A 23,711-nucleotide genomic window follows, 5' to 3' on the forward strand; every position below is an offset into this window, starting at 1 on the left:
CATCCCTCCTTCCCTAGATGCTCAATTCCAGGTATATACCATCTCTCTATATCCAACATCCCAAAGGGTTTCATTCCCCTCAATGGTTATCTTAAGCTCATTAGCCCCGGTGAGATAAAGGATCCTCATATCCGGCTCATGGAGCTGATCTTCTGCAGATACAGACAGGAGCTCATGCCCGTCAACGGTAACCTTAATGCTGCCCTGAAAATCCTTATGATCAGGAATTCCATAATTCAAGCTAAGATACAGATCTCCCTTATTACCTAGCGAATACGTATATGTTTCCTTCTTTTTACCTTCGATGCCATACACATTATATTGGGGTGTCACGTCTTGACCGCCAATCTTAAGACTGTTCTGTTTGGTTCCCGTTAATCGATTTCCGGTACTATCTTCCCATTCGTTTATCGCTACAAAAGGGGCCAACTCTTTGGTGAACACTTGATCAGCTACTCCTAAGACCCCCCACACGCCGAGCATTAAGACAGCACTGGCAATTCCCGTAGCAGTGATATTTCTCCAGTAGTTTTTTGTACGGAAGCCAATCTTGTACGCCCCGAATCCAATAGCAGCGCCCAATGAGTTCTTTATGACGTCGTTCGTGTCAAAGCTGCCGAGGAATGTTAGTGCCTGGATGGTCTCCACCACAAGAATGGACAGGATAAACCCTGTCATGAAGCGAACAAAGCTGGTGCGGTATAACAACGGAAACAGTATGCCAAAAGGTATGAAGGCTGCAATGTTTCCAATACCCACCAAGTCCATCAGTGTCGGATGTAGAAGATCGGAAAGACCCGGCACCCTAAAAAAATCGTCCGGCAAAAAAATAAAGGTGTACTGACTGGTTAGATCTACCTTATCCGCTCTGCCGAAAGCAAAAAACATAAAATAAAGAATAATCAGGGTGTAGCCTATGGTGATAAAAAAAGTAATCTTGCGCTGCTGCTTCATTTGCATGGTTGTACCTCCATCGTTCATCTGATGAATATCATTTTATCTGTCCAAAATGACTTTACAGTGACATTGGAGGTGACAGTTTAGTCACTTATGGAGTGCTGTTAAATCACATGCTTATAAAATTTGATCCGAAACTCTGTACCAGTCCCGCTGTCGCTCGTTACATCAATCACGCCGTTCTGGCTTGCAATGATGCTGTGAGCCATCGCAAGTCCTATACCGATGCTTCCTTCATTAGCATTCTTCCCTTTATAAAAACGTTTGAATATATAAGGCAAATCCTCTTTCGGAATGCCCTCTCCGTTGTCAGCAATAACGATTTCCGTAAATAGCACGTTGTCGGAAAATGTGATGGTAATCGCACCGCCCTCAGGTGTATGCTCCACTCCATTCTTCAAAATATTGATAACCGCTTCAGCAGTCCAATGGAAATCGCCGTCAAAAGAGACGTTGTCATCCCCTGTGATGGAAACGGTCTGTCCCTTAATATCCATCGGAATCATAACCGGATCCAGTGCATTTTGGATTAGGGTTTTCATGTGTATTCGATCTTTTTTGAACGGGATAGTTCCCGCATCCATTTTCGCTAGCTTTAATAAAGATGAAACAAGCCAATCGATCCGTTCAAGTTGAATGCGAATATGATGGGTGAACTTCGTTCTTTTGAGTGGAGGCAGATCAGGGGCGCTTAACAGATCTGCCATGACTGTCATAGAGGTGATCGGTGTTTTGAGTTGATGTGAAATATCGGAGATGGCATCGGTCAGTTGAAGCTTATCCTGCTGCAATAGAGAACGATGCTCGGAGAGCATGCGTGTCACCTTGTAAATATCATTCTTTAAGATGCTAAGCTCACCTTCTTGATTATCGCGAGGGTCAAGGGAGGCCTGGCCGCTGCTAATCTCCCGTAAATAGATGGACAGCTTCTCTAGCTCGTAATAGTGAACTGATCGATGTCTTCGGCGAGCACCTTTCGGGCTGAAGCGGCATTATGGCAGAGAACAGTCCAATAAACCTCTTGCTGCAGCGAATATTCCAGTCCCGACGCGATCGTCTTATCATCTTCAACTAATAATATTTTCATCTGAAGTTCATCCTTATGATTGGATTGAATTGCACCTGTCTCGGATTTACTTATAGTATTCCCCAAGATTTTAGAACATTTAATGAATTCAACGACTACACAATCTCTTTATTATAATGCCCTCTTGTGTCTGTTTCCTGATTAAAGACAGCATGATTCATTGAGCCATTTAATTTGCCTGACGCCATATTAATGACTTTCACAACCTGCTCTTTTGATTCAACTGTGAAGTTTAATCTGAGCGCCTCAATTCCTTGGATATCTTGTAGCTCATCTAAAAGATTAAGCGTCTTCCCGTTAAGGAGAGTCGTTGTACAATCATCATGGGAAATGATAGGGAACGTTCCGTGCTCATCTTTTAACTCATAGCTCTTCGTTTTGCAAATTCTGCATTGATTCATTTTTTTCATCGGACAATATTTCGTAAACATCAAAGGAGCCCTGCCATATACAATCATTTCCAGTGCAGGATAGCCGTCATTTTCTTTAACATAGGCATTCATTAAATCTTCAATTTGGCCCTTATTCAATTCATAAGATAAAGTGACTCGCTTTGCACCTAATTTATATAATTCATAGCAACTAGTGGCATTAATAACATTTAGAGAATAGTCCGTAACAAACGGGTTTGTTTCTCTATAGTGATTAATCCCCCCATATCCTCCAATTAGTAGCTGTCCTTCTTGTTCCTTATAATCATTCTGATTTCTTCTAACCACATTTTCGTAATAGATTTCCTTAATTCCACAGCTCACGCAAGCATCGTACTGTTCCTTAGTCGTTACAGAGGCCGTAAGGTATGGTTTTCCAGGGGCAAAGCTTATTTTTTCTTTTGCTTCCAAAGCCTTGGTTCTTTTCTGCTGGCTGTTAAGCTTTAAGTCATACAAGCCCAGTACAATATCTCTTCTTGCTGCATTTAACAGTTTAGCTGGAATAAATGCATTGCATTCCTCATACTCGACATGATTAAGTTCGAATATCGTATCATTTAATCTTGAGAATTGCTTGATTACCTGGTCTTTTGTTGTTGGATTATTAATGGCTTCGCCCAGTATTTCCTCGCTTTCATAGGAATAATTAAAGCCTAAGCCTTCCGCATCTATGAAAAGCTTTGAATCTGGACATGCATATACTCTAATATCGAGGTCAAACCGCTTAAATTCTTTTTCCAGTGATGCTTCTAATTCTTTGTTATAGAAATAATCCTTCGTTTTATATACTAAATCTCCCTTAGACATCTTTTCTTTGATTTTGATATAGCAGACATCCTCTGCTTTGTTGATTAATTCGCCATCTTTATCGTACAGTTTGGCAACCGTTAAATTAACATCTTCATTGTTGTGACTGATTCGAATGGTATCGTTCTGATTTAAAGGACGTGTAAGTGTTATTTCATACATGTCTTTAACAATCCCGCTGATTGTTCCAATTTCATAACCAAAGTTATTAGGTTTTAAGATGTTTGTAATATTTCTCCTGTCTTCGTGAAACAAATACCCTTTAGTAAATGTTCTATTGAATGTTTTTTTCAGATTTTCTTTGTCTTCTTCGGTTATTTTATGATCTAAGGCCTTGCGGTATTTGGATACAACATTAGCAACATACGTAGGCGCCTTCATTCGGCCTTCTATTTTTAAAGAATCGATTTCTTTTAAATCATGGATATAATCGATGGTGTTTAAGTCCTTAGTAGATAGAATATAGCTTTTCCCTAAAGATGTATCTGTTGTCTTATCGATTAGTTCATACTCCTTACGGCATGAACCCACACATCTTCCGCGATTTGCGCATCGATTGCCGAGCAATCCTGACATTAGACAATTTCCCGAATAAGATACACATAAAGCACCGTGAACGAAAATTTCTAAAGGGATTTCAGCTATTCTTTTGATCTCTTTTACTTTTTCAATCTTGACCTCACGGGACAGAACAACTCTTTTAGCACCAAGTTCTTTAAATAATAAAGTTCCATCTAGATCGTCTATTCCCATTTGAGTTGAACAATGTGCTTCCATATCAACAAAGTTTTTAACGATATAATCAAAAGCAATCAGGTCCTGGACGATAATGCCATCAACACCGATTTTATTTAATTCGTGTATCTGCTCTTTCATCTCTTCAACTTCGTTTTCAAAAACGATGGTATTCATTGCAACATAGATTTTAACGTTCCTCAGGTGCGCATACGTAACAGCCTCTTTTAACGTTTCTAAATCAAAATTAGACGAGTATGCACGTGCACCAAATTTTTGCATTCCTAAGTATATTGCATCACAACCATTAGATATTGCAGCTTTTAAAGCTTCCATATTTCCTGCTGGAGCTAATAATTCAGACATTTTTTCCTCCTATGACCCATAAATTGTACGCTAGTTAAAGCGACATTTCTTTATTAAAGATATTTTTTGTTACGCCTCAAACTTCAGACTATTTCCATTAATCATAAAATAAGAAATATACTTAAGCTGCAGCAAAACGCACAAGTCAATGGCTTGTGCGCTTGTTTTAAATGACCTCATTTGCTCTAAGGGACGTATCTCATAATAATTCTTTAAGTACATTTTTCGCCACGCGTATCTCCTGAATATCGCTCTCAGCTGAGGTAACCATAAACTCTTCACTCCTCATGTATAGAGAATTATTTGGCTCCTGAAGCCAAAATTGAGCAGGAATTATGGGTGCCTATCATTGCCAAGTAGCTAACATTTTATTTTACATAAGTATGAGCGAGCATCTGGCGCATTGATTAGCAGCCTTAAAAGAGCCTCCACTAAAATCGAAGTGGAGGCTCTTTTTACATTTTTGTTATTTCAATTGTATTGGCTTTAACCGTTATGCTGTGCAGTTCAAGTCATTTAAACTAATATTGAGTTCTGTTCTCCGCTTTACCACTATTTGTGATACGGTTCACCGTAACACTCTAAAGCCGAAATTTTAAGGGCACGCGAAGTGGATCCTCTTCCTCGACGGCTGGCGGCCGGCTTCGCCAAAGGATTTACAGGGATCACTTCCATCTATCCAACTCTACTTCAAGATATTCCAGACCGTACACCTCAAAAAAACGAAAAGAAGAGCCCCTTAAAGGCTCGCTTCCTTGTTCGTCACTCTATCAATCGCAGCTCCCTGGCACGGACAACGGCTTGACCCCGCCGCTTCACGCCAAGCTTGCCGATGATTCTAGATACATGCGTCTTGACCGTCGTTTCGGCAATACCGAGCCGCTCGCCAATCTCTCGGTTCGATAGCCCTTCTGCAATATTTATTAAGATTTCGTACTCCCGGTCGGTCAGTGGATCACTCAGCTCCGTTTGATTGAAACTTGGGACAGGCCACGAAATATTTTCTACGGCACCCCCAACTTCGCCTTCCAGCAGCTCGACATAAATCATCCGCGTCGCGACAAGCTCTAACACCTTTACGTCCCGATCCGTAAACACACCTGTTAATTGCCGATTTTCCAAGTAGAGTAAATAGAAAGCTTGATCACCCGGAACCGCGATCGGCAGGCACAATATCGATCTGGGCTGCTGTGCTTCAATATAATGATCCTTCACCCAAAAACTCCGAATCGCATCATAGAGAAGTAGCGGCTTACCTGTCAACGCAGTATGACTCAAAACACTCTCTGCATACAATCCGGATACCGTCTGCTTATCCGACCGATCTGATCCGCCTGCTTCAATAGCAAACCTCTCACCTTGGCGGCTCAACAAGAGACCCCAATCGGCGCCAGACTGGCGAAGCGCTGCTTCCAGCAGACTTGTCATCCAGTTAGTCTGCTTCGGCTTGCTAACCCCCTCAATGAGTTGTCGCACAAGCTCATACTCACCTGTTCTCGCCTCCTCCTTTCCTTCCCCTGAAGTATTCAGCTGTGACATGTCCATACGCTTACGGTCGCTTTCCACTTCCTGCTCCAAGATCTGCTCCTCATGCTGCCTGGCAGCTGGGTAAACCAACAGATCGGCATATTTGCCTTTGATTTGGGCTACCTTGGAGGTGATACCCCATTCGGCGAAAGCGGCACAGGCATCCATCATGTTAATCATCGCACCGGACCCGCTAATTAAGTCATCTTTATAGCAGATTGCAAGCCGTTCGCTGGCGATCCCTTCTATTAAAGCGTATTTCTCAGCTCTCGCCTGCCCAATCGCAGCCATATATCCGTGTACCGCAGCCATCGGATTTCCAGCCATTCGTTCGTCCTCCGCTTTCATTAGCAGATATGCGGAAGACGTGTTGCCCAGAAATCCTCGCCAGCTTTTCATTTTTCGTAATTGACGACGTATAACTTGCCGTATCTTCTTGCGTTCTTCCTCGTTTTTCTCCAAAAATAAAGCGGTTAAGCTCAAACTCTCATAAAAGCGTTGCTTGCGAATTCTTGTCCAATCCAGTGACAACTCGTTCTGCCTTCCCCGCTTCGCCCAGTACAACGCTTCCTCATAATTGCCCGACAAGTAAGCCACTTCTAGCTTGCAGACACAACCATAATTATCCTCTTCCTGTTGCTTCGAAGCTCCGCTTGACGGAGCCTGCGAAATGGAAATGAAGTCTTCCCTCTTGGATTCGTCCTGCAGTGCTAACACGTAACTCTGTGCGATCCGTACTATTTCCTGTGTCTTGTCGCTGGCGAACTGTCGCATATTCTCCTCATAATACTGGAGTAACTCCTTTAAAGCATCCAGGTCACCGCTGTATGTCACGAGACAGGCAATCAGGGCCAGATTGGCGAAATTTCTTTCTCCGCTTTCTAACCCTTGGCGCATCGACTTATACAGCATGATGAAAGCATCCGATGGCTTGTCCATTTGCTTAAACATTCCACTCGCAAAATTAAATGAATGTTGGTTCCTGAACTTGGAGACATTAACCATTTCCGAAAATAACCGTTCGGTGATTAAAGGCGCTTGCACATAGTTTGGAAGCACCCTCTGTATGATCAGCTCGTATCCTCCGATCATGACGGCAAGTGATTCATTTAACCCTTTCTGAAGCCCGTAACGGATAAACCGAGCATAGAATTCCAGCAGCGCTCTGGCGTCATGCATAAAGAGAGGAAAAAATAGCTGCTCTAATAACAGGCATAACTCCGTATGCTCTTCATCAAGAGCGTCGGACAACAGATAAGTCTTATTGCGTTTTCGATACAACATAAGCCCTGTCCGTGTCACTTCCTTGGCGATGGACAACAAGGAGCTATTCTCCTGAAGCTTCCATCCATAAGCCTCCAGCGCTTCTTTTCCAATTGCAATTGCCGCCTCATTGTCCACAAACGCGTGAAATTGAATCAAGGGCACCCATATGCGCGAACGCTTCGATCGGCTCATCCCCTTAGTGTTCTTATTTAAATCCGACAATAGTACTCTCGCCCGGTCGGCTTGTCCGCCCATATACTCCGTCCAGGCTAATACCAACCGAAGTTGAACATTGAGCTCGCCCGATTCGAGCTCTTTATATTCCGTTAATAGGCGAATCCCATTCTCTGCATATTCTTTCCCTTTTACATAGCGGCCATCAGCTAATGCCTTCTTTCCCGCTTGATGATTACACTCAACCAACTGCCGAACCTCTTGCCCTGACAGAACCGATACAGCTAGATTCAAGTGATCGATTGCCGTCAGCGAAGTATTATCACTCCACTTAAGAAAGCTGCGTTGCAGCAGCTGCCCGATCCTACGGTGCCTGTTCGCGTTGCGTCCTGAATCGAAATCATATGCCATTCGGTGAATGAACTCATGGACGAACAAATAGATTCGATCCTGTCTGTCTCCCTGCTCATCCTCACGATAGATGATTCCTTCTGCCTCTACCTCTTGTAGCCCACGGAAAGCGGCATCCGGCACCATGTCGCATGCTTCGGCAAGAATCGACAACCGGAAGGCAGAACCAATCGCGGCAGCCATGGCTAGAAGCTGCTTTGTATCGTTCGATAGCTTAGTGAAGCTCGCCTCCATCAGACGGAGATTCGCTTCTAGATCTCCCATTTGCCGGATGACTTCCGGATCCCATGACCACTGATGCCTATTCTCGTCAAAGCTGAGTTTTTTCTCTTGCAGCCAGCCTTCTAGTATCAGACGTATCGCCCGAGGGTTACCACCGCTTTGATTATAGACAGATCTGGCTAGAAGACGAATACGAGCAGAATTTTCATGCAAGGCATCGGAGACATATTGGATCACCTCTTCGTATGTCAGTGGCAGGAGGGCCACTATTTCCTCCGAATTGGTACGCCATCTCTCAACTAACCAGGTAATCTCAGGGCAGTGATTCGAATTAGGTTCTCCCAGAGTGGGAGCTTGCTCAACTGCCGTCCGGCTCGTTGCAATTAGGAACAAACCGGGTACCGTATGCTTCACAAGTGATTGAAGTACCGCATGCGATCCATGGTCGGCCCATTCCAGGTTATCAATAAACAGGACAAGCGGGGGCTTGCATTCGGCCATGCATTGCATGAGATGTGGCAGATGATCTCTGGCACGATCCCAGCCATTCTCTTCGTCCGCGGCAGCCGATACCTCCTTCTCGGTTCCAAACAGCGAATGAATCTCGGGCAAAATAGAGGTGATTTCCCTCACATCTCGTCCAAACTCCGCCTGCAGCTTTATTTTAAACTGTAAAATGACATCTGCCGGCTCACTCCACAGCTGATCCACCCATTGTCGCAAAGCTTGAAGAATCGGTTCATACGGTGCAGTTTGCTGAAGAGGTTCTGCTCTCCCTTCAATAAACATGCCTCCACGCCGAGCGACCTTTAACTGTAATCTGCGAACGAATGTCGTTTTTCCAATTCCCTCCTGGCCGCTCACCCATGAAAATACGCTCATCCCTTGAGCCGCCTGCTCAAGTTTGGCCTCCACTTGCTCTACTACAGCGCTGCGCCCGTACCAATTATCGGATAGACCTAGCGAACCAATTTGGTCTAGGCGGCCTACTTCGAAGGGCGTCAGCGATCCTTGTTTATTCAGCATGTCCCGACACCACTTCAGATCCTCAAGTAACCCGTAAGCGCTCTGGTACCGATCCTCCGGAGATTTAGCAAGTAACTTCATTAAAATATTTTGCAGCGGCTCTTCTCCCTCCAACCGATTATGAGGCTGAGGCTTCCTGCTAATATGTACATTACTCCAATCTTCACCGTCTTCAGGAAGAAAAGGCAGTTGTCCGGTGAACAGCTCATAAAAAATAACGCCTACTGCGTATAGATCGCTGCGTTCATCCGGCACACGATTAATCCGTCCTGATTGCTCAGGAGACCGATAAGCAGCATTACCTACCCCGATCTTTATCATGCGCGCCGTCTTTTCATCCCATTGAATACTGATGTTAACGGGGCTCAAGCATCCGATCATTCCATTCTCTTGATGCTCACGGAGCACCAATTCCGTCAATGGGATGGAGAGCTCAATGAAGCCTTCAATCTCTATAGGAGGATCCGTTATGTAATCTTTTAGTTTCTTAATCATAGCCGACAATCGTACGCACCTACCTGTAATATAATTTAAATTTTGAGTTATAGATGGTTCGAAAGATCCTAATCTCTTCGGTTAGGAGTATAAGTTATATTAAATTGTATATTAAATTATATTTTAAATCTTAATCTATGATGCTTTTGGAGTCCATTAGTTTTACTTCATCCCCTGTAAGTTGATTCAAATAGGCTACTATGGGCGCACGAAAAAAAGACACCCAATCTGGGTGCCTTATAGTGTTCAGCTTAGCGAGACTATTGGCAAAAACACTTGCATTCGCCTGACTATTTGTGTTGAAGCAACCGTAATATAAGTACCGCCGCCTCAGCCCTCAAAGTAAATAGGAAGTGTCGTTACCGAATAATTGGCTAACGCAACGATCTCTTCATTACGATTAACCGCGACTACACGCAGATTATAAACCGTTTCTGGCTTAAGACCCCTAAGTGAAACATAACTGTTTGAGGTGGATTCGATCAGCTCATCATTCATATAAACCTGGTAGTTGATCTCCACTTCCCCATATTCATCCCAATAGAGTTCAATGAAATCAGACTGGACTTCAGCCCGCATATCCTGTATCTCCCCATAGTACGTGAACCGTAACGAGACTGCCGTCGATCCGCCCTTTCCATCATTGGCCGTAATATGAATTTCTGATGATCCGTTACCAGTTGGCGTAATCCGTAATTTAGCTCCATCCAAAGCTACTTCTGCAACTGCCATATTGCTCGAATCAGCTGTGAAACTTAACGTATCGCCATCTGAATCACGGAAAACCTCACTCACATCGATTTCAATAGGTTCATTAGAGCTTACCATTCTATCGGATATGGGTTTAACCACCTCAGGAGCAGTATTGGTTGGTGTTGGTGTTGGTGTTGGTGTTGGTGTTGGTGTTGGTGTTGGTGTCGGTGTCGGTGTCGGTGTTTCGGTTGGTGTTGGTGTCGCTGTTGGTGTTTCGGTTGGTGTAGCAGTGGCCGTAGGTGCCGCCGTTGCTTCAGGTGTGGCGCTTGGCGTCGTTATTGGACCTACATTCCCCGAACTGCTTGGCGCTGAGCTTGCTATTGGCAATGTTGTTTTGCCAGTGTTTCCTTTTTTCATTGCTACACCGCCAATCGTCACTCCATCGGCTTTGTTATCTATTGTGGTTACGCTTCCGCTGCCTTGAATTGCTGTAGCTCCAGCGCTCGCAGATAGGATTAGTGCCGCCACTTGTGAATTGTTCTCCAATGTTAAATGGGTCGGACTTCCCAGAGTAAGGCTGCCGACAGTTCCAAGGATTCTTAACAAAGAACCGCTGACTGCTGAGTCTGCTGAACGAACCGCTCCAAATGTTCCGCGAAGCGAAATATTGTGAGGAACGACATCCATCTCAACATCCCCAAACCCTGCCCCGGTAAGATCGCTGCTTTCTTCCAAGATTGACCCAGATAGCAGCTGCACAGTACCCACAGCTGTCGACCCGCTGGCATAAATCCGAACCTTACCATTAGGCTTGGCTACTTGAAGCAGTCCAAGAGAAGTATGGTGTAAGCCGATACTTTGCTCGCCGCCTCCCCGTACAAAAGTAGTCCCTGTTACCTTTACACCTTCAAGCTTTGCATTCCCTTCAGCTATCCCCTCGGTTAGATAAAGATTACCTTGGATGACCGTGTCTTTAAGAATCACATCAGCCCGATTAATGACTACATTGCCCTTTACTGTTCCTAGTGAAGTCTCTCCTGATTTCAGGAGGAGTCCCGAAACCATTCGATCAGCCAACTGAGCTAACTCTGCACGGGTGATCCCACCATCAGGCTTAAACAAACCTCCAGGATAACCTTTTACATAACCTGCACTCGATAGAACGGCTATTGCTTTTGCGGTTTCATCGCTGACTCCGTTCAGATCGGTGAATGCTGTTGTACTGCTTTTGTCTGCATTGAAACGAAACACTTTCTCCAATGCTAACGCTGCCTCCGCGCGCGAAAGTGCTTTTGAAGGATAAATATTGTTCTTCTGATCACTGCTTAAATAACCAGCTGCAATCCCTTTGGCTATATCATTTTTATACCAGTCTGTGGTCTGGACATCAGCGGGAACCTTATCCGATTGCTCCTGATAATTAAATATACGATTCATAATAGCTGCGAATTCTGCCTTCGTGACTTCCTTACCCGGACGAAACGACCCGTCGTCATATCCGCTTATGATCCCATTTGTGCTCCAACGCTGTAATGGACCTGCGGCCCAATGATTTGGAGATACATCGGTAAACGCTTTCAATCCATTGATTGGTTCATTTTCCACTTTCGTTGCCGCTGAATCAGGTGAGTTTTCCTTTAACGCCTCTGCCGCTGAAGCATTCATGCTCCCAACCGGTGATAGCAGCCCGGTGACAAGGAGCATAGCAGCAAGTGCTGCTGTGAAATTCCTTTTCATCCTAAACATCACTCCTCGAATTTCGTAATATTCGTAATTCAAGCGAAAAATCGAAATCGGTTTCGACAATGCTATTGTTGCTTAGTTTTCTATTTTTGTAAAGATGTAATTTTGAATTTTTTTACATAGATTATTTTGGAGTAAATCTGCATAGTGAAATATATATTTGACTTGTTTCGGCAATAATAATAGACTGAAAATAATTGAATTTTCATTCACCCTATTCATAATAACTCGCAAATAACCGCTCTAGAACAGTCTTTTTCTCAAATTTCAACGATTTAGCGGAGGGTGGCATTATTAACTATGAATATCAAAATGATTGCCGAAATGGCCGGCGTTTCTGTCTCGACTGTTTCGAAAATTATGAACAATTACAGTGATGTTTCCGAAAAGACCAAGCAAAGAGTTTTGGAAATCATCGAACAAACCGGATATTCACCTTCCAACTCCGCCAAGACACTCGCAACTAAGAAGTCGAATCTGATCGGGGTTATTTTTGCTGGCGAGCTTAATGTCGAATTTACACATCCCTTTTTCGTAGAAGTGCTAAATTCTTTTAAAAAGCAGATGGGCGTTCTGGGCTACGATCTCATTTTCTTTTCCAACGAGAAATTCATCAGCAGCGGCGATTATTTCGCTCGATCTGTTCATTTTAATGTGGATGGATGTGTCATTATTTCCGGACAAAAGATGGAGCCTACCATCCGCGATCTGGATATGAGCAGTATTCCTTGTATCGGGGTCGACCTTGAGCTAAAGGGCAAAAAATCCGGCTTTGTGATGTCAGATAACTTTCAGGTTTCTTCCAAGGTCGTGGAGCATTTTTATCTGCTTGGCTATAGAGAACTTGGATTTATCGGAAGTGCAGCGGATTCAGATATTTCTAACCTGCGGGAATCCGGATATGTCAAAGCTATTGAAAGCTTCGGCCTCACTTTGAACCGTCAGTGGTTTGTTCATGGCGACGATTTCTTTGAGCCCAGCGGTTATACGGCTATGCAGCAATTAATTCAAGCCGGAAATTTACCAAAAGCCATTTTTGCGGCTTCTGATTTGCTGGCTCTGGGAGCCATCCGGGCTTTGAAAGAACACGGTCTCAGCGTTCCTGAAGATATTGCCATTATCGGATGTGACGACATTGAAGCCTGTAAATATACCAGTCCAAAACTGTCGACCATCCGCCAGAACAAAGAACGGCTTGGCATCCTCGCTGCCCATATGCTCTATGACTTGATTAACAATCAGTCTGGCGGTGGATCATTTGTAGTGGAGCCTGTGCTTATTGTGCGTGAATCCTGTGGCAGTCAATTAAATACTTAGTTAATCAACAAAAAAAGACAACGGCTTATGTAAGCGGGTTTCCGCAAACGGCGTTGTCTTTTTATTGATTATCGAAAATGTTTCGTTATCTATCTTCATTGGTCTCTAGCTGGTCGAACTCCACCTCTTAATATGGAGTAGGTATCCCTACCTGATGATCCAAATTCAACTCAATCAATTGTCCTGCCTGGGTTAATCCGGCACCAAAACCATACATCAGGATCTTTTGTCCATTTTGTACCTTGCCCTCGCGGATGCCCAAATCAAGTGCTAAAGGAATCGTGGCAGCCGAAGTATTCCCGAAATTCACAAGACTGTGCAGCACCTGCTCCAGCGGATAATTTAATCGCTCGCATATTGGCTCAATCATTCGCATATTAGCGCTGTGGGGAATAAACCAGTCTACTTCCTCCAGACCTACCTCCGCTTTTTCAAGCAGCTGTTGCACACCTAAAGGAACCGTTCTGACCGCCCAGCGAAACACTTCTCGTCCGTTCTGTACCAGCATTTGTGTATCTACCAGCTCAATATTGTTTACAGTATGGGCAAGCCCCGTACGGTAAACATGATGTGCCCCACCGCCATCACTTGCCAGCTGGAAGCCTAAAAATCCCGTCGTCTGCTCATCACTTTCCACAAGCACTGCTCCAGCGCCATCCCCAAAAAGAATACATGTACTGCGGTCAGTATAATCCGTAATCTTGGAGATCGTATCCGCACCAATAACCAGTACCTTGCGATGCATTCCTGAAGCCACATAACTGTGAGCAGTATGCAGTGCATAGACAAAACCTGCGCATGCTGCACTCAAATCCATAGCACCAGCAGTCTGCGGAATGTTAAAACGATTTTGAATCAAAGAAGCTACTGAGGGAAAGGAAAAGTCAGGTGTACTCGTAGCTACCAGGACCATATCGACATCCTGAACGCTTCTTCCATAACGAGTCATAAGATCCTGCACAGCTGCTGCACATAAATCACTTGTATACTCATCCTGCCGACTAATTCGGCGCTCACGGATTCCGGTCCGTTGCACAATCCATTCATTATTTGTATCTACGATCTGCTCCAGATCGGCATTAGTCAGTCTTTTGGCTGGGACATAGGTTCCGATAGCGGTAATTTTTGCACCTGTCATTCCAATCACCTCTTCAATTAGTATCTGATATTAGTACTTGGTACTAATTATAACTCTGTGCCTGCTAAAAAGCAAAGAAGGCCGGTAAAGCATCCTAGCTTCCCGGCACTTCCGAAACCTTACGAACCCACTTAGAAACGTTTCCTATTACGCTGCTTTCTTTTTCTGACGAACAATATAATCGCAGTTGCAATAACCACCACTAAAATGATAAGCACAATCACGATATTCCATACATTAGGCACATAAACCTGCATTTGAATTGGCTCTGTATCCGCTAGTGTAACATTCCAAGTAAGGGTTCTGCCGTCCTCCACATTTGCATTATTGTCTCCATATAGATCCACAGGTAACGTTAATTTAAAGTCGAAAGCCATGTTTTGCAAAAAAGCCCGAATAATCGGCTTCGATAAACTGAGCGATCCCATATTATCCATTATGGTGTCTATGTAGCTATTTAATTTGGGCTTCGCCTCAACGTCATATTTGGTATAAAACCAATTATCTTTGGTATCTAATTTCAGGTCCACAATATCCAAGTCACCAGAAAGTGCTTTCATATCCTCAAAAGAGGCATAAGATTTCACGAATTCATAGACTGTAGATTTTCCATCTTGGCTTTTCTCTAGCTCAATCCCCTGATCCTTAAGTTTGTTTACCAGAGCATCTTCCATTTTTCCGCTAATCAACGCTTCTGCACGCGAATTCACTTTCATGTTCACTGCAATATCTACGCTTCCGTTCTTATTCACTGTGACATGAGCAGTGCCTTTAGAACAGCCTGATAATAGTACAAGCATTAAGAGCAGCCCTAGTAACGAAAACCCTCTCCATTTTGACAACAACATTTCCCTCAAACCCTTCAGTAACATGTATTTATATAACGGCTACCCATTCTATAAAGGCTAACTCATTTATATCATAGAATCAAACTCTATATGAATGAATAATCAAATTTGAGAACCGTCAAACTTAAACTTTATACGCGCATAAAAAAGAGGCCCTCACAGAAGTAATCATTTCTACTCATGAGGTAACCTCTTTCATAAAAACAGCACACGTAATGTTACTTCGAACGCTAGTTGTTCATACGATGCTCAATGTTACTTGGAGTGCCTATTGTTACTCAAGATGCTCATTGTTACTTGGAGTGCTCGACGTTACTCGGGATGCTCAATATTATTCGGAGTGGACCTCTGTCAAGAAAGTGGACAGTCACGCAACAGACATTCTAGTCAATTGCTCAGCAAAACGAACTGGAGAAAGATACCCCAGCGCGCCATGCATTCGCTTGCGGTTATAATAAAACTCAATATATTGAAAAAGTGTCTGGTAGGCTTGCTCCTTAGTTTTGAATCGTGGATTACAATAAATGAGCTCCTTTTTCAAAATGCTGTGCCACGACTCGATACAGGCGTTATCATAACAGTTACCTCTGCGGCTCATGCTGGACTCCATGCCATACGCTTTCAACTGCTGCCTGTATTCATGAGAAGTATATTGAGAACCTCTATCGGAGTGATGTAATAGACCCTTTTCCGGTTGTTTAGCTTCGTAAGCATCTTGTAAGGCGCCCGAAATTAAGCTAGTTTCCATATGGTTCTCCAAGCGCCACCCCACGATTTCGCGCGTGCAAAGGTCCATCACACTAGCCAGGTACAAGCGCCCTCCCCGGCAAGGAATGTATGTAATGTCGGTAACCCATACTGAATTGGGTTTGAGTATTTTAAATTGCTGGTTCAGCGTATTTGGGGCAATCGGATGGTCATGATTGGAGTCGGTGGTCTGTACGCGATACGTTTTGGAGACAATGGAGCGAAGCTTCATATGTCGCATGTACACACTCACCGTGCGTTCGGTAACGGTATAACCTTCTTGATGTAGCAGGCGGGTGATCTTCGGACTCCCATACCGCTTTTGATGGTCTGCAAAATGATACTGAATTCGCTTCATTATCGCAGCCTTACGAAGCATATGCGTACTGTTTTTTTCTGTCCGCCACTTGTAGTACCCGCTCCGTGACACATGTAGGGTCATGCACATCTTCTCCAAGAGAAACTCGGAGCGATGTTTTTCAATAAACTGGAATCTCAGTTCCTTGGTTTGCTGAAGATGTGCACTGCTTTTTTTACGATCGCTAATTCCTCTTCCACATCAGCAATCTTGTTATCTTTTTCTTGAAGTTGTCGGCTCATTTCTTTCAACTGTGCCTCGAGTTCCCGTACTCGATCCACGCTAGCTGCCGGTTCATTCTTTAGTTCTCGATACTGGCTCATCCATTGATGCAGGGTACTTTTTGGGATGTTGAGCTCTTCCGCCAAGTCGCCCACTGTCTTTGTTTGCTCTTGAATGAACTGCACTGTCTGTTTTTTAAATTCTTCGTTATACCGTTGTCGATGTTCTCCCATGTGAACACACCTCCGTGGACTCATTATCGCCAGTCTGTTAACTACTGTCCACTTTTTATTCTAGCTTCAGAGTGCTTATTGTCGCTTGGGTGCACGGTGTTACTTGGACTTTCAAAGTCGCTTTCGGACTCCAGAGTCGTTATTTCCGCACAAACGTCTCTTTTCATAAGCTATCGGACTCCAGCGTCACTATTGGTGCAAAACGCCCCCATTAGGAGCCATTTTACGAGGAATAGCGCCTCTCCAGTCCGAAACTACCCGTAAAAGGCTCTAAATTAGCAAATAGCGGCATCTGAGCCCGAAAGCACAACGCCAGCCAGCCCGCAACCGCCCTACTACCGCCTCCCGCAACCGCCTTACTACCGTCCTCCCGCAACCGCCCAACTACCGCTCTCCTGCAGCCGCCCTACTACCGCTTACTCCGCCCTACTGCCGCAACAAACACTACTCAACAAACAACGTCCGACTCTTAAACCACTCCATTGCCCATCAAGCTAGGCTTATAGAGTCCCGCTTATGTGGTTAACGAGGTGCTTCTTTTCCCGGCTCCATGTAGTGAAGCATTCTCTTCACTCAAGCCGATATCCGCTTGGCGGAGAACCTTTCGCCCCCTCCAGCGCGCCAGAACAAGCAAGCCTCTCACCAATTCGTCGGCTATCATACAACAATAGATACCCATAAGTCCCCAGCCGACGCTGATTCCTAACCAATAGGAGCAGCCCACGCCAATTAGGGACATAGACACGATGGAAGTATACATCGTATAACGCGTATCCCCGATAGCGTTCAGCGCGTTGCCGAGGGCCATATTCAGCATTTTGGAGGGCTGGAGCAATAGATTTAGAGCTAACAAAGAAACCCCGATCGCAATAATCTTCGGATCAGATGTGAAATAACCGAGCAGCTGTTTTCCGAACAGGAATAGTAACAGCATGTTAGCTGACACAATGCTCAAACCAATAAAGAGTGTACGATACGCACTGCGATAAGCTTCTTTCAATTTGCCTGCTCCAAATAAATGAGCAATCTGTATCTGCCCCGCCAGCGCAAAAGCATAACCAAGTGTGAAGCAAAAGGACTCCAAGGTATTAAGATACGTGCGTGCTGCTAACGCTTCGGCTCCAAGTGCAGCCAGAAAGGAATATACAATAAGCTGGGAGAATACCCAACAGGAAGAATTGATCCCGAGAGGCCAGGCAATCTTCAAAATTTGCTTGAACAGCTTGCCATTGAATATGCGGAAATCTCTAAGTCTAACCTTGATCTCGAAAGAACGCCGGAATAAGGAGTAGAGAATAATCACTCCGACCAGTCTACTGATAATACTGGAGATCGCGATGCCCGCAAGGCCTAGCTGTGGCAGACCGAATACACCAAATATAAAAATATAGTTCAGAATAATATGAATGACATTGATTATAATCCCTGTGTACATCGGTCCTTTGGTATTCCCTGTGTTACGGATAGCGGTACCGAGGGAAGCGATCATCCCGACCATAAAAAGTCCACCGCCGACGTAGGAGATATAGACATTGGAAAGTGACAATAGCTCAGGTGCTATATTTAGAACCCCACCAATAGGGCCCGCATAGAAAAACAACACAATACTCACGACAATCCCCAACACGAGGCTAACCGATACTCCCATAATAGCAATCGTGCGCGCTTCACCAAAACGTTTGGAACCCATTCTCTGCGCGATCAGAATCCCCGCTCCACCCGCAAATGTTGTAAAAAGCGTGGTCAATGCACCGAACAATTGATTGGAAATGCCGACTACGGCGACTGCATCATCAGAGATACGGCTGACCATTAATGTATCTACCGTACCCAGCAGAGTCTGTAGAAATACCTCTATAAATATAGGCCAAGCCAATACCCAGAGTCCAAAACCCTGTCTTTCTTTTTTCACTATACAAACCCTCCTCGTAAACCATGCCTACAGACTTAGCCTAAAAAATAACATCTTTATTCATTAGGTCAGACTAAATTATAGATGATATACTTTGGATGATGGTACAGATTTCAAACCAATTATTACATTATTCCAACCTCACTAAAAGGAGCTTCTGACATGAACATCTTGAACTTCACCGTTCCTCCGTTGCTGTACTACATTGTAAGCGGATTCCATACTTTCTCCCCCGGCCATTATCATATGAGCCGCCATAATACCCGGGTGTTCGATTTGCTTGTAGTTAAACAAGGCAGTTTATATATGAGTGAAGGCGGCCTCCCTTTTCAAGTAAAAGCGGGTCAGGCGCTCTTGCTTCGTCCAGACAGCCATCATTTCAGTACGGACAGCTGCAAGGAATCCACCTCTTATTATTGGCTGCATTTTCAAACGGTGGGTGAATGGAATATGACCGAGGATACGGCTGCTGCGCTTGAGAAGGACAACGTCAAAATAGAGAACTCCCTGCAATCTGACGAATTTGATATCCGACCGTTTAGCTTACGCCTGCCTCAGTATACGACTCTGCTGCAGCCGTCCAAGATAGAAGAGCTGCTCTCACAGCTGAATCAGCTTGTGCCTAATTCCCATTTAAGCGATACTCCATTTCAGCAGCAGCTGTTGTTTCAGGAGGTTATTCAGCAGTTATCCGCCTCCCTCAGCCATGAGCGCCCCTCGCCCTCCAAAACATGTGCAGAGCAAGCGGCCTCCTATTTACGCAGCCATTTTCGTGAGCACATCACTGCGCAGCAGCTAGGGGAAAGCCTAAGCTTTCACCCTGTATATATCGCTCGTTGCATGAAGAAGGAATACGGCTGTGCGCCGATGGAATATCTGCTGCATTATCGAATTCAGCAAAGTAAACTTTTGCTGATGCAGACCAGCTACACGATTGCCCGTATAGCCGAGGAAGTCGGCTTCAATCAGGCCCCTTACTTCAGCTCCAGCTTTATTCGAATAGAAGGGACCACTCCGCGGGAATTCCGCCAACGCTTTTCGTAGATCCTGAAGACTCTAAAAAACACAAAAAAAGGGATGCTCCCCATTTGGCTTAGGGAACATCCCTTGCTACTTTTATTATTTCAAACCCTTCTCCTGCACATAAGCGTCCCATTGCTTGATATATTCGGTCTGGATTTTCTCAAGGCCTGCTTGCTTAGCCTTTTCCATAAAGGTGGCTAAACCCGCATCAACATCCTCTACTAATCCAGCTTGCAATGGATACAGGTATTGCTTTTCCACCTGCTCTAGTGCTGCTTTTTCCGCCTGATAGGAGGTATAATCCTCAGCAAAACCCGTGAAAATATCCGGCTTCTGAATTTTGTCGAGCTCAGCGAAGATTTCCTTCACGCCGTCATAGGATTTATCAAACAACATGAACTCCGGATTCCGCCATGCCCAGCCGTTCATTCCCTCGCGTGTAAAACCGTTCGTTGAAGCATCTCCAATAAGTTCATAATAGCCGTTCGCATCAATCTTATAGTTCTTTCCTTCCACACCGTATTGCGTCAGCTGATTATAACGTTTATCCATGACCATTTTTTCATAGAAGGCCAGCGCACGTTCAGGGTTCTTGCTGCTCTTCGGAATGGCGAAACCATTATGAATAGGATGAACTGGTGTTGCATAACCAATGGTATTGCCATAAGGATAGTAACCTAGATCCCAATCCGGATGTGCTGCTTTCACCTTCATCAACGTATCGTTGAAGCGAGTCGGATTATCTCCGAAGATGCTTGCTGCCTTGCCCGCGATAATCGGTGCCTGGATGGTATCCTTCAAGTTCAGGACGTTTTTGGAAATCAATCCGTTTTCCTGCCAGCGTCTCATCGTCAGCAGCTCTTCTTTATGTTCCTCCGAGCCCCAATAGAGATAAGCTTTTGAAGGATCATCGTACTTAATACCAATACCGTAAGGCAGCGGACTGCCGACCTGTGCGGTAAGTGTTGAATATACATCATGAATGTTACCTCTTACATCACTGTTAAAAGAAGCCGGCGACATCTGCGGTTCATTTTTCTTGATTCCTTCCATGTATGCTTCATAGCTAGCCAGATCTGTCGGCTGAGGCAGATTGTATTTCTTGCGCAGATCCTCACGCCATACGAAGCCATTCGTTACATACTCCTTATAAGTCGCAGGAACGGTGTAAATCTTGCCATCAATCTTCACGGCATCCCACATTTCCTGTGGTACGAATTGCTGGAGTTCTGGGGCAGCTTTTGGCAGCAGATCATCTATAGCCAAAAAAGCTCCCTTTTTCGCATAAGCCTGATATTGTGTCCAGTCCGCGGTGAAGATCAAATCGATCGATTGGCCCGACGACAGCAGCAGCTTATATTTCTGATCCCAATCTGTCCAGGTTGTATAATTGAATTTAACGGTTGCATTCAGATCCTCTTCAGCCATTTTGTTAATTTCGGCTTCAATGCTTGAGAGATCCTTCGGCGCATCGCCTAGCATATAGAATTGCAGCTCTACCTTTTTGGAAGTGTCCAGTCCGGTCTTCTCCTCAGTAACTGCGTTCGTACTTTGTGCTGTGTTTCCTCCGCTATTGCTCTCTTTTACCGCCGAATTGTCTCCGTTTGCAGAATTAGAATTCCCCCCGCAGCCTGCCAGCAGCGTCAAGCCCAATACTGACGTAAGCAGAATAGACATGCGTTTGCCCCGTTGTTTATTCATCTGAATCCTCCCTTTTCACTATGCTTCTATGTTAGCCGACTGTACCTTAACCCGGTAGTGGGCAGGTTGCGGTTCTAACCTTTCACAGCGCCGATGGTTAGGCCTTTGACAAAATAACGCTGAACGAACGGGTACAGAAAAAGAATAGGTCCCGTCACGACAATTGCCATCGCCATTTTGGTAGACTCAGCAGGGACCTCCGTAGCCAGTGACACCCCGGTTCCCGCCCCCATCTGTGCGATAAACTGTGCTGAATTAATAACATTGTACAGATAGAACTGCAGCTGATATTTATGCGTATCATTGATGAACAGGGAAGAGGTGAACCAGTCATTCCAGTAATACAAAGCCAGAAACAAACCGACTGTAGCGATGCCCGGCATGGAAAGCTTGAGTACAATCTGCCAGTAAATACGGAAATCACCGGCCCCGTCTATTTTGCCAGAATCGAATAATTCCTCAGGAACTGCAGATTTGATGAAGTTTTTCATTAAAATGATCAAAAATGGCGTCATCAGACCTGGAAGCACCAGTACCGCATAGGAATCCAGCAGACCGAGGTATTTCGTAATCATGATGTACCACGGGACAAGTCCTCCCCCAAACAAAGTCGTAAAGTATATATAGAAGGAAAAGCTATTTCGATATTTGAAATCTTTACGCGCCAACACATAACCCGCCATAGTCATGAAAAAAAGTCCCATTACCGTTCCAATCGCAGTTGTGCTGACTGTGACCGCATATGCCCGCAGCACCTCATCCGGGAAGATGAATACCGTCTTGTAGCCCTCCAGTGAGAACTGTGCCGGAATCAGATGATAGCCATCGCGGATAATGGACTCATTGCTGGTCAAAGACGCAGAGATAATTAGCAAAAAGGGCAGCAGGCAAGCGATCGACAGGCCAATAATGACCACATAGGCAATCCAATGAAGCATTCGCGTATATTTATCCTTTTGAATTTTCATTCCTTATCCTCCTAGAACAGGGCGTAGTCATCGTTTATTTTGCGGATAATATAGTTGACCGTCATAATGAGGACGAAGCCGAACAAGGATTGATAAACCCCGGCAGCCGTTGCCATGCCCACATCAAAGGTTACTTTAAGCGAACGGTATACATAGGTATCAAGGATATCCGTCGTATTGTAGAGCAGCCCGTTATTGCCTATTAATTGATAGAAAAGATCGAACTGGCCCTTCATAATACTGCCGAGCGCAAAGAGCAGCAGCACCACAAAGGTTGATTTCAGCATCGGCACCGTTATATACCAAATCCGTTGGAAAATATTAGCGCCATCAATTTTGGCCGCTTCATAATATTCGTCACTAATCCCCGTAATCGCCGCCAGATAAATCACCATGCTGTAGCCAAGATTTTTCCATAGATAAAAGATAATGATCAGAAAGATCCATGCCCAAGGTTTACTGTAAACGTCGACCGGATCAAGGCCAAATTGGGTAAGCATTGTATTCAAAAAACCGCTGTCATAATTAAACAAGTTGTAGACAATTACACTGAGAATTACAAAAGATACGAAGTAAGGCAAAAACATTACCGATTGGCTAATCTTTTTAAACCATTTTCCATTGAGCTCACTCAGCAGGATCGCACAGACAATTGCCAGCACATTCCCTAGTACAATAAAAGCAATATTGTATCCTATCGTGTTCATCGTGAGCTTCACCAGCGTACCGGATCTCCAGAGGAACTCGAAATTCTGCAACCCGACAAACTTGGAATTGAACATACTGCTGTTGAAGTCGAATTGAGTGAACGCATAATAAATGCCTACCATTGGAAAATAGGAATTCACCAGAAAAAAGATCAAGGTGGGCAGCAGCATCAGAAACATTACCCGATTGTGCACCAGCTCATACAACAATCCTTTCTTCTTTCTTGTCGTTCGTAAGCGTGCTCTACCATCAGCCTGGATGCCAAGTTCGACGTTTGAAATTCCTTTGGATGAGGTTTGGCTCAAGATCTCTCACTCCCCTTAATATAGAAACTGCATAATTCCACTATAGGGGGATTCTTCTGAACACAGAAGTGAAGCTTACAAGCCTTACTGCACAAACTGGCGAAACAGGAACTGAACAATCAGGATGTTTATGTAAAAGTCTTCGGAGACCCACAGAGCTTCTCAAGCTTCGCTAACCCCGTATAATCCTTGTAGAAAAGGCTGTTTTGTACATGAATATTTAATTTGTTCACTCCCTTCAGATTGGAAAAATGCAGGATTATAAGGTTGCTCCACTGTTCCGTTCACTCT

At 44.5% G+C, this 23,711-nt stretch carries 14 protein-coding genes and 2 pseudogenes; 2 read left to right on the forward strand and 14 right to left on the reverse strand.

Annotation, left to right across the window (positions count from 1 at the left end):
• Positions 1–21 precede the first annotated feature (21 nt).
• The 6 genes and pseudogenes from NSS82_RS30000 to NSS82_RS30025 all read right to left on the reverse strand — a co-directional run bounded on the left by NSS82_RS30000 (position 22) and on the right by NSS82_RS30025 (position 11,934).
• Positions 22–960: a VanZ family protein gene (locus NSS82_RS30000; protein WP_038573933.1), complete on the reverse strand. Its 939-nt coding sequence runs from the start codon at positions 958–960 to the stop codon at positions 22–24.
• Between the two features lie 101 nt (positions 961–1,061).
• Positions 1,062–1,901 (reverse strand): annotated as a pseudogene (locus NSS82_RS30005) (sensor histidine kinase); the annotation flags it as partial.
• A pseudogene (locus tag NSS82_RS30010) lies at positions 1,898–2,044 on the reverse strand (DNA-binding response regulator); the annotation flags it as partial. The pseudogenes NSS82_RS30010 and NSS82_RS30005, both read right to left, overlap by 4 nt.
• Before the next feature lie 95 nt (positions 2,045–2,139).
• Positions 2,140–4,383, reverse strand: coding sequence for a U32 family peptidase (locus NSS82_RS30015; RefSeq protein WP_076099773.1), 2,244 nt, complete (start codon positions 4,381–4,383; stop codon positions 2,140–2,142).
• 762 nt (positions 4,384–5,145) lie between these two features.
• Entirely contained in the window at positions 5,146–9,504 is a 4,359-nt protein-coding gene (locus NSS82_RS30020; protein WP_143759054.1) for an AAA family ATPase, read from the reverse strand.
• 330 nt (positions 9,505–9,834) lie between these two features.
• The gene (locus NSS82_RS30025; RefSeq protein ID WP_341109925.1) at positions 9,835–11,934 is read right to left on the reverse strand and encodes an S-layer homology domain-containing protein; all 2,100 of its coding nucleotides are present in this window, start codon (positions 11,932–11,934) and stop codon (positions 9,835–9,837) included.
• 306 nt (positions 11,935–12,240) lie between these two features.
• Here NSS82_RS30025 and NSS82_RS30030 point away from each other — a divergent pair, with 306 nt between their 5' ends.
• Positions 12,241–13,257: a LacI family DNA-binding transcriptional regulator gene (locus NSS82_RS30030; RefSeq protein WP_036685366.1), complete on the forward strand. Its 1,017-nt coding sequence runs from the start codon at positions 12,241–12,243 to the stop codon at positions 13,255–13,257.
• 127 nt (positions 13,258–13,384) lie between these two features.
• On the opposite strand, the gene NSS82_RS30035 is transcribed toward NSS82_RS30030, so the two are convergent.
• The 5 genes from NSS82_RS30035 to NSS82_RS30055 form a co-directional block, all read right to left on the reverse strand.
• Positions 13,385–14,395, reverse strand: coding sequence for a ketoacyl-ACP synthase III (locus NSS82_RS30035; protein ID WP_076272732.1), 1,011 nt, complete (start codon positions 14,393–14,395; stop codon positions 13,385–13,387).
• A gap of 131 nt (positions 14,396–14,526) precedes the next feature.
• A complete protein-coding gene (locus NSS82_RS30040) occupies positions 14,527–15,243 on the reverse strand; it encodes a hypothetical protein (protein ID WP_178944219.1) in 717 nt (238 codons plus the stop codon).
• A gap of 367 nt (positions 15,244–15,610) precedes the next feature.
• Complete coding sequence (locus tag NSS82_RS30045) at positions 15,611–16,537, reverse strand: IS3 family transposase (protein WP_143766314.1); 927 nt, start codon at positions 16,535–16,537, stop codon at positions 15,611–15,613.
• The gene (locus NSS82_RS30050; protein ID WP_036683594.1) at positions 16,486–16,803 is read right to left on the reverse strand and encodes a transposase; all 318 of its coding nucleotides are present in this window, start codon (positions 16,801–16,803) and stop codon (positions 16,486–16,488) included. Before NSS82_RS30050 ends, NSS82_RS30045 begins: the two co-directional genes overlap by 52 nt.
• Before the next feature lie 514 nt (positions 16,804–17,317).
• The gene (locus NSS82_RS30055; RefSeq protein ID WP_076213680.1) at positions 17,318–18,718 is read right to left on the reverse strand and encodes an MATE family efflux transporter; all 1,401 of its coding nucleotides are present in this window, start codon (positions 18,716–18,718) and stop codon (positions 17,318–17,320) included.
• Positions 18,719–18,877: 159 nt separating this feature from the next.
• Here NSS82_RS30055 and NSS82_RS30060 point away from each other — a divergent pair, with 159 nt between their 5' ends.
• Complete coding sequence (locus NSS82_RS30060) at positions 18,878–19,759, forward strand: AraC family transcriptional regulator (protein ID WP_076104896.1); 882 nt, start codon at positions 18,878–18,880, stop codon at positions 19,757–19,759.
• Between the two features lie 75 nt (positions 19,760–19,834).
• On the opposite strand, the gene NSS82_RS30065 is transcribed toward NSS82_RS30060, so the two are convergent.
• The 3 genes from NSS82_RS30065 to NSS82_RS30075 all read right to left on the reverse strand — a co-directional run bounded on the left by NSS82_RS30065 (position 19,835) and on the right by NSS82_RS30075 (position 23,294).
• Positions 19,835–21,445 (reverse strand): extracellular solute-binding protein, encoded by a 1,611-nt coding sequence (locus NSS82_RS30065; protein WP_143758575.1) that lies wholly within the window; start codon positions 21,443–21,445, stop codon positions 19,835–19,837.
• 68 nt (positions 21,446–21,513) lie between these two features.
• Complete coding sequence (locus NSS82_RS30070; protein ID WP_036685379.1) at positions 21,514–22,407, reverse strand: carbohydrate ABC transporter permease; 894 nt, start codon at positions 22,405–22,407, stop codon at positions 21,514–21,516.
• Positions 22,408–22,418: 11 nt separating this feature from the next.
• The gene (locus tag NSS82_RS30075) at positions 22,419–23,294 is read right to left on the reverse strand and encodes an ABC transporter permease (RefSeq protein ID WP_094903677.1); all 876 of its coding nucleotides are present in this window, start codon (positions 23,292–23,294) and stop codon (positions 22,419–22,421) included.
• Positions 23,295–23,711 lie beyond the last annotated feature (417 nt).

The organism is Paenibacillus sp. FSL H7-0735 (assembly GCF_038008505.1).
In the GTDB taxonomy this organism is placed as follows: domain Bacteria; phylum Bacillota; class Bacilli; order Paenibacillales; family Paenibacillaceae; genus Paenibacillus_AQ; species Paenibacillus_AQ odorifer.

Coding starts and splice junctions, on each gene's coding strand:
- NSS82_RS30015 (WP_076099773.1), bottom strand. CDS start 4,383: ATGTCTGAATTATTAGCTCCAGCAGGAAATATGGAAGCTTTAAAAGCT.
- NSS82_RS30030 (WP_036685366.1), top strand. CDS start 12,241: ATGAATATCAAAATGATTGCCGAAATGGCCGGCGTTTCTGTCTCGACT.
- NSS82_RS30040 (WP_178944219.1), bottom strand. CDS start 15,243: ATGTTGTTGTCAAAATGGAGAGGGTTTTCGTTACTAGGGCTGCTCTTA.
- NSS82_RS30000 (WP_038573933.1), bottom strand. CDS start 960: ATGCAAATGAAGCAGCAGCGCAAGATTACTTTTTTTATCACCATAGGC.
- NSS82_RS30075 (WP_094903677.1), bottom strand. CDS start 23,294: ATGTTTCTGATGCTGCTGCCCACCTTGATCTTTTTTCTGGTGAATTCC.
- NSS82_RS30035 (WP_076272732.1), bottom strand. CDS start 14,395: ATGACAGGTGCAAAAATTACCGCTATCGGAACCTATGTCCCAGCCAAA.
- NSS82_RS30070 (WP_036685379.1), bottom strand. CDS start 22,407: ATGAAAATTCAAAAGGATAAATATACGCGAATGCTTCATTGGATTGCC.
- NSS82_RS30050 (WP_036683594.1), bottom strand. CDS start 16,803: ATGGGAGAACATCGACAACGGTATAACGAAGAATTTAAAAAACAGACA.
- NSS82_RS30020 (WP_143759054.1), bottom strand. CDS start 9,504: ATGATTAAGAAACTAAAAGATTACATAACGGATCCTCCTATAGAGATT.
- NSS82_RS30025 (WP_341109925.1), bottom strand. CDS start 11,934: ATGAAAAGGAATTTCACAGCAGCACTTGCTGCTATGCTCCTTGTCACC.
- NSS82_RS30060 (WP_076104896.1), top strand. CDS start 18,878: ATGAACATCTTGAACTTCACCGTTCCTCCGTTGCTGTACTACATTGTA.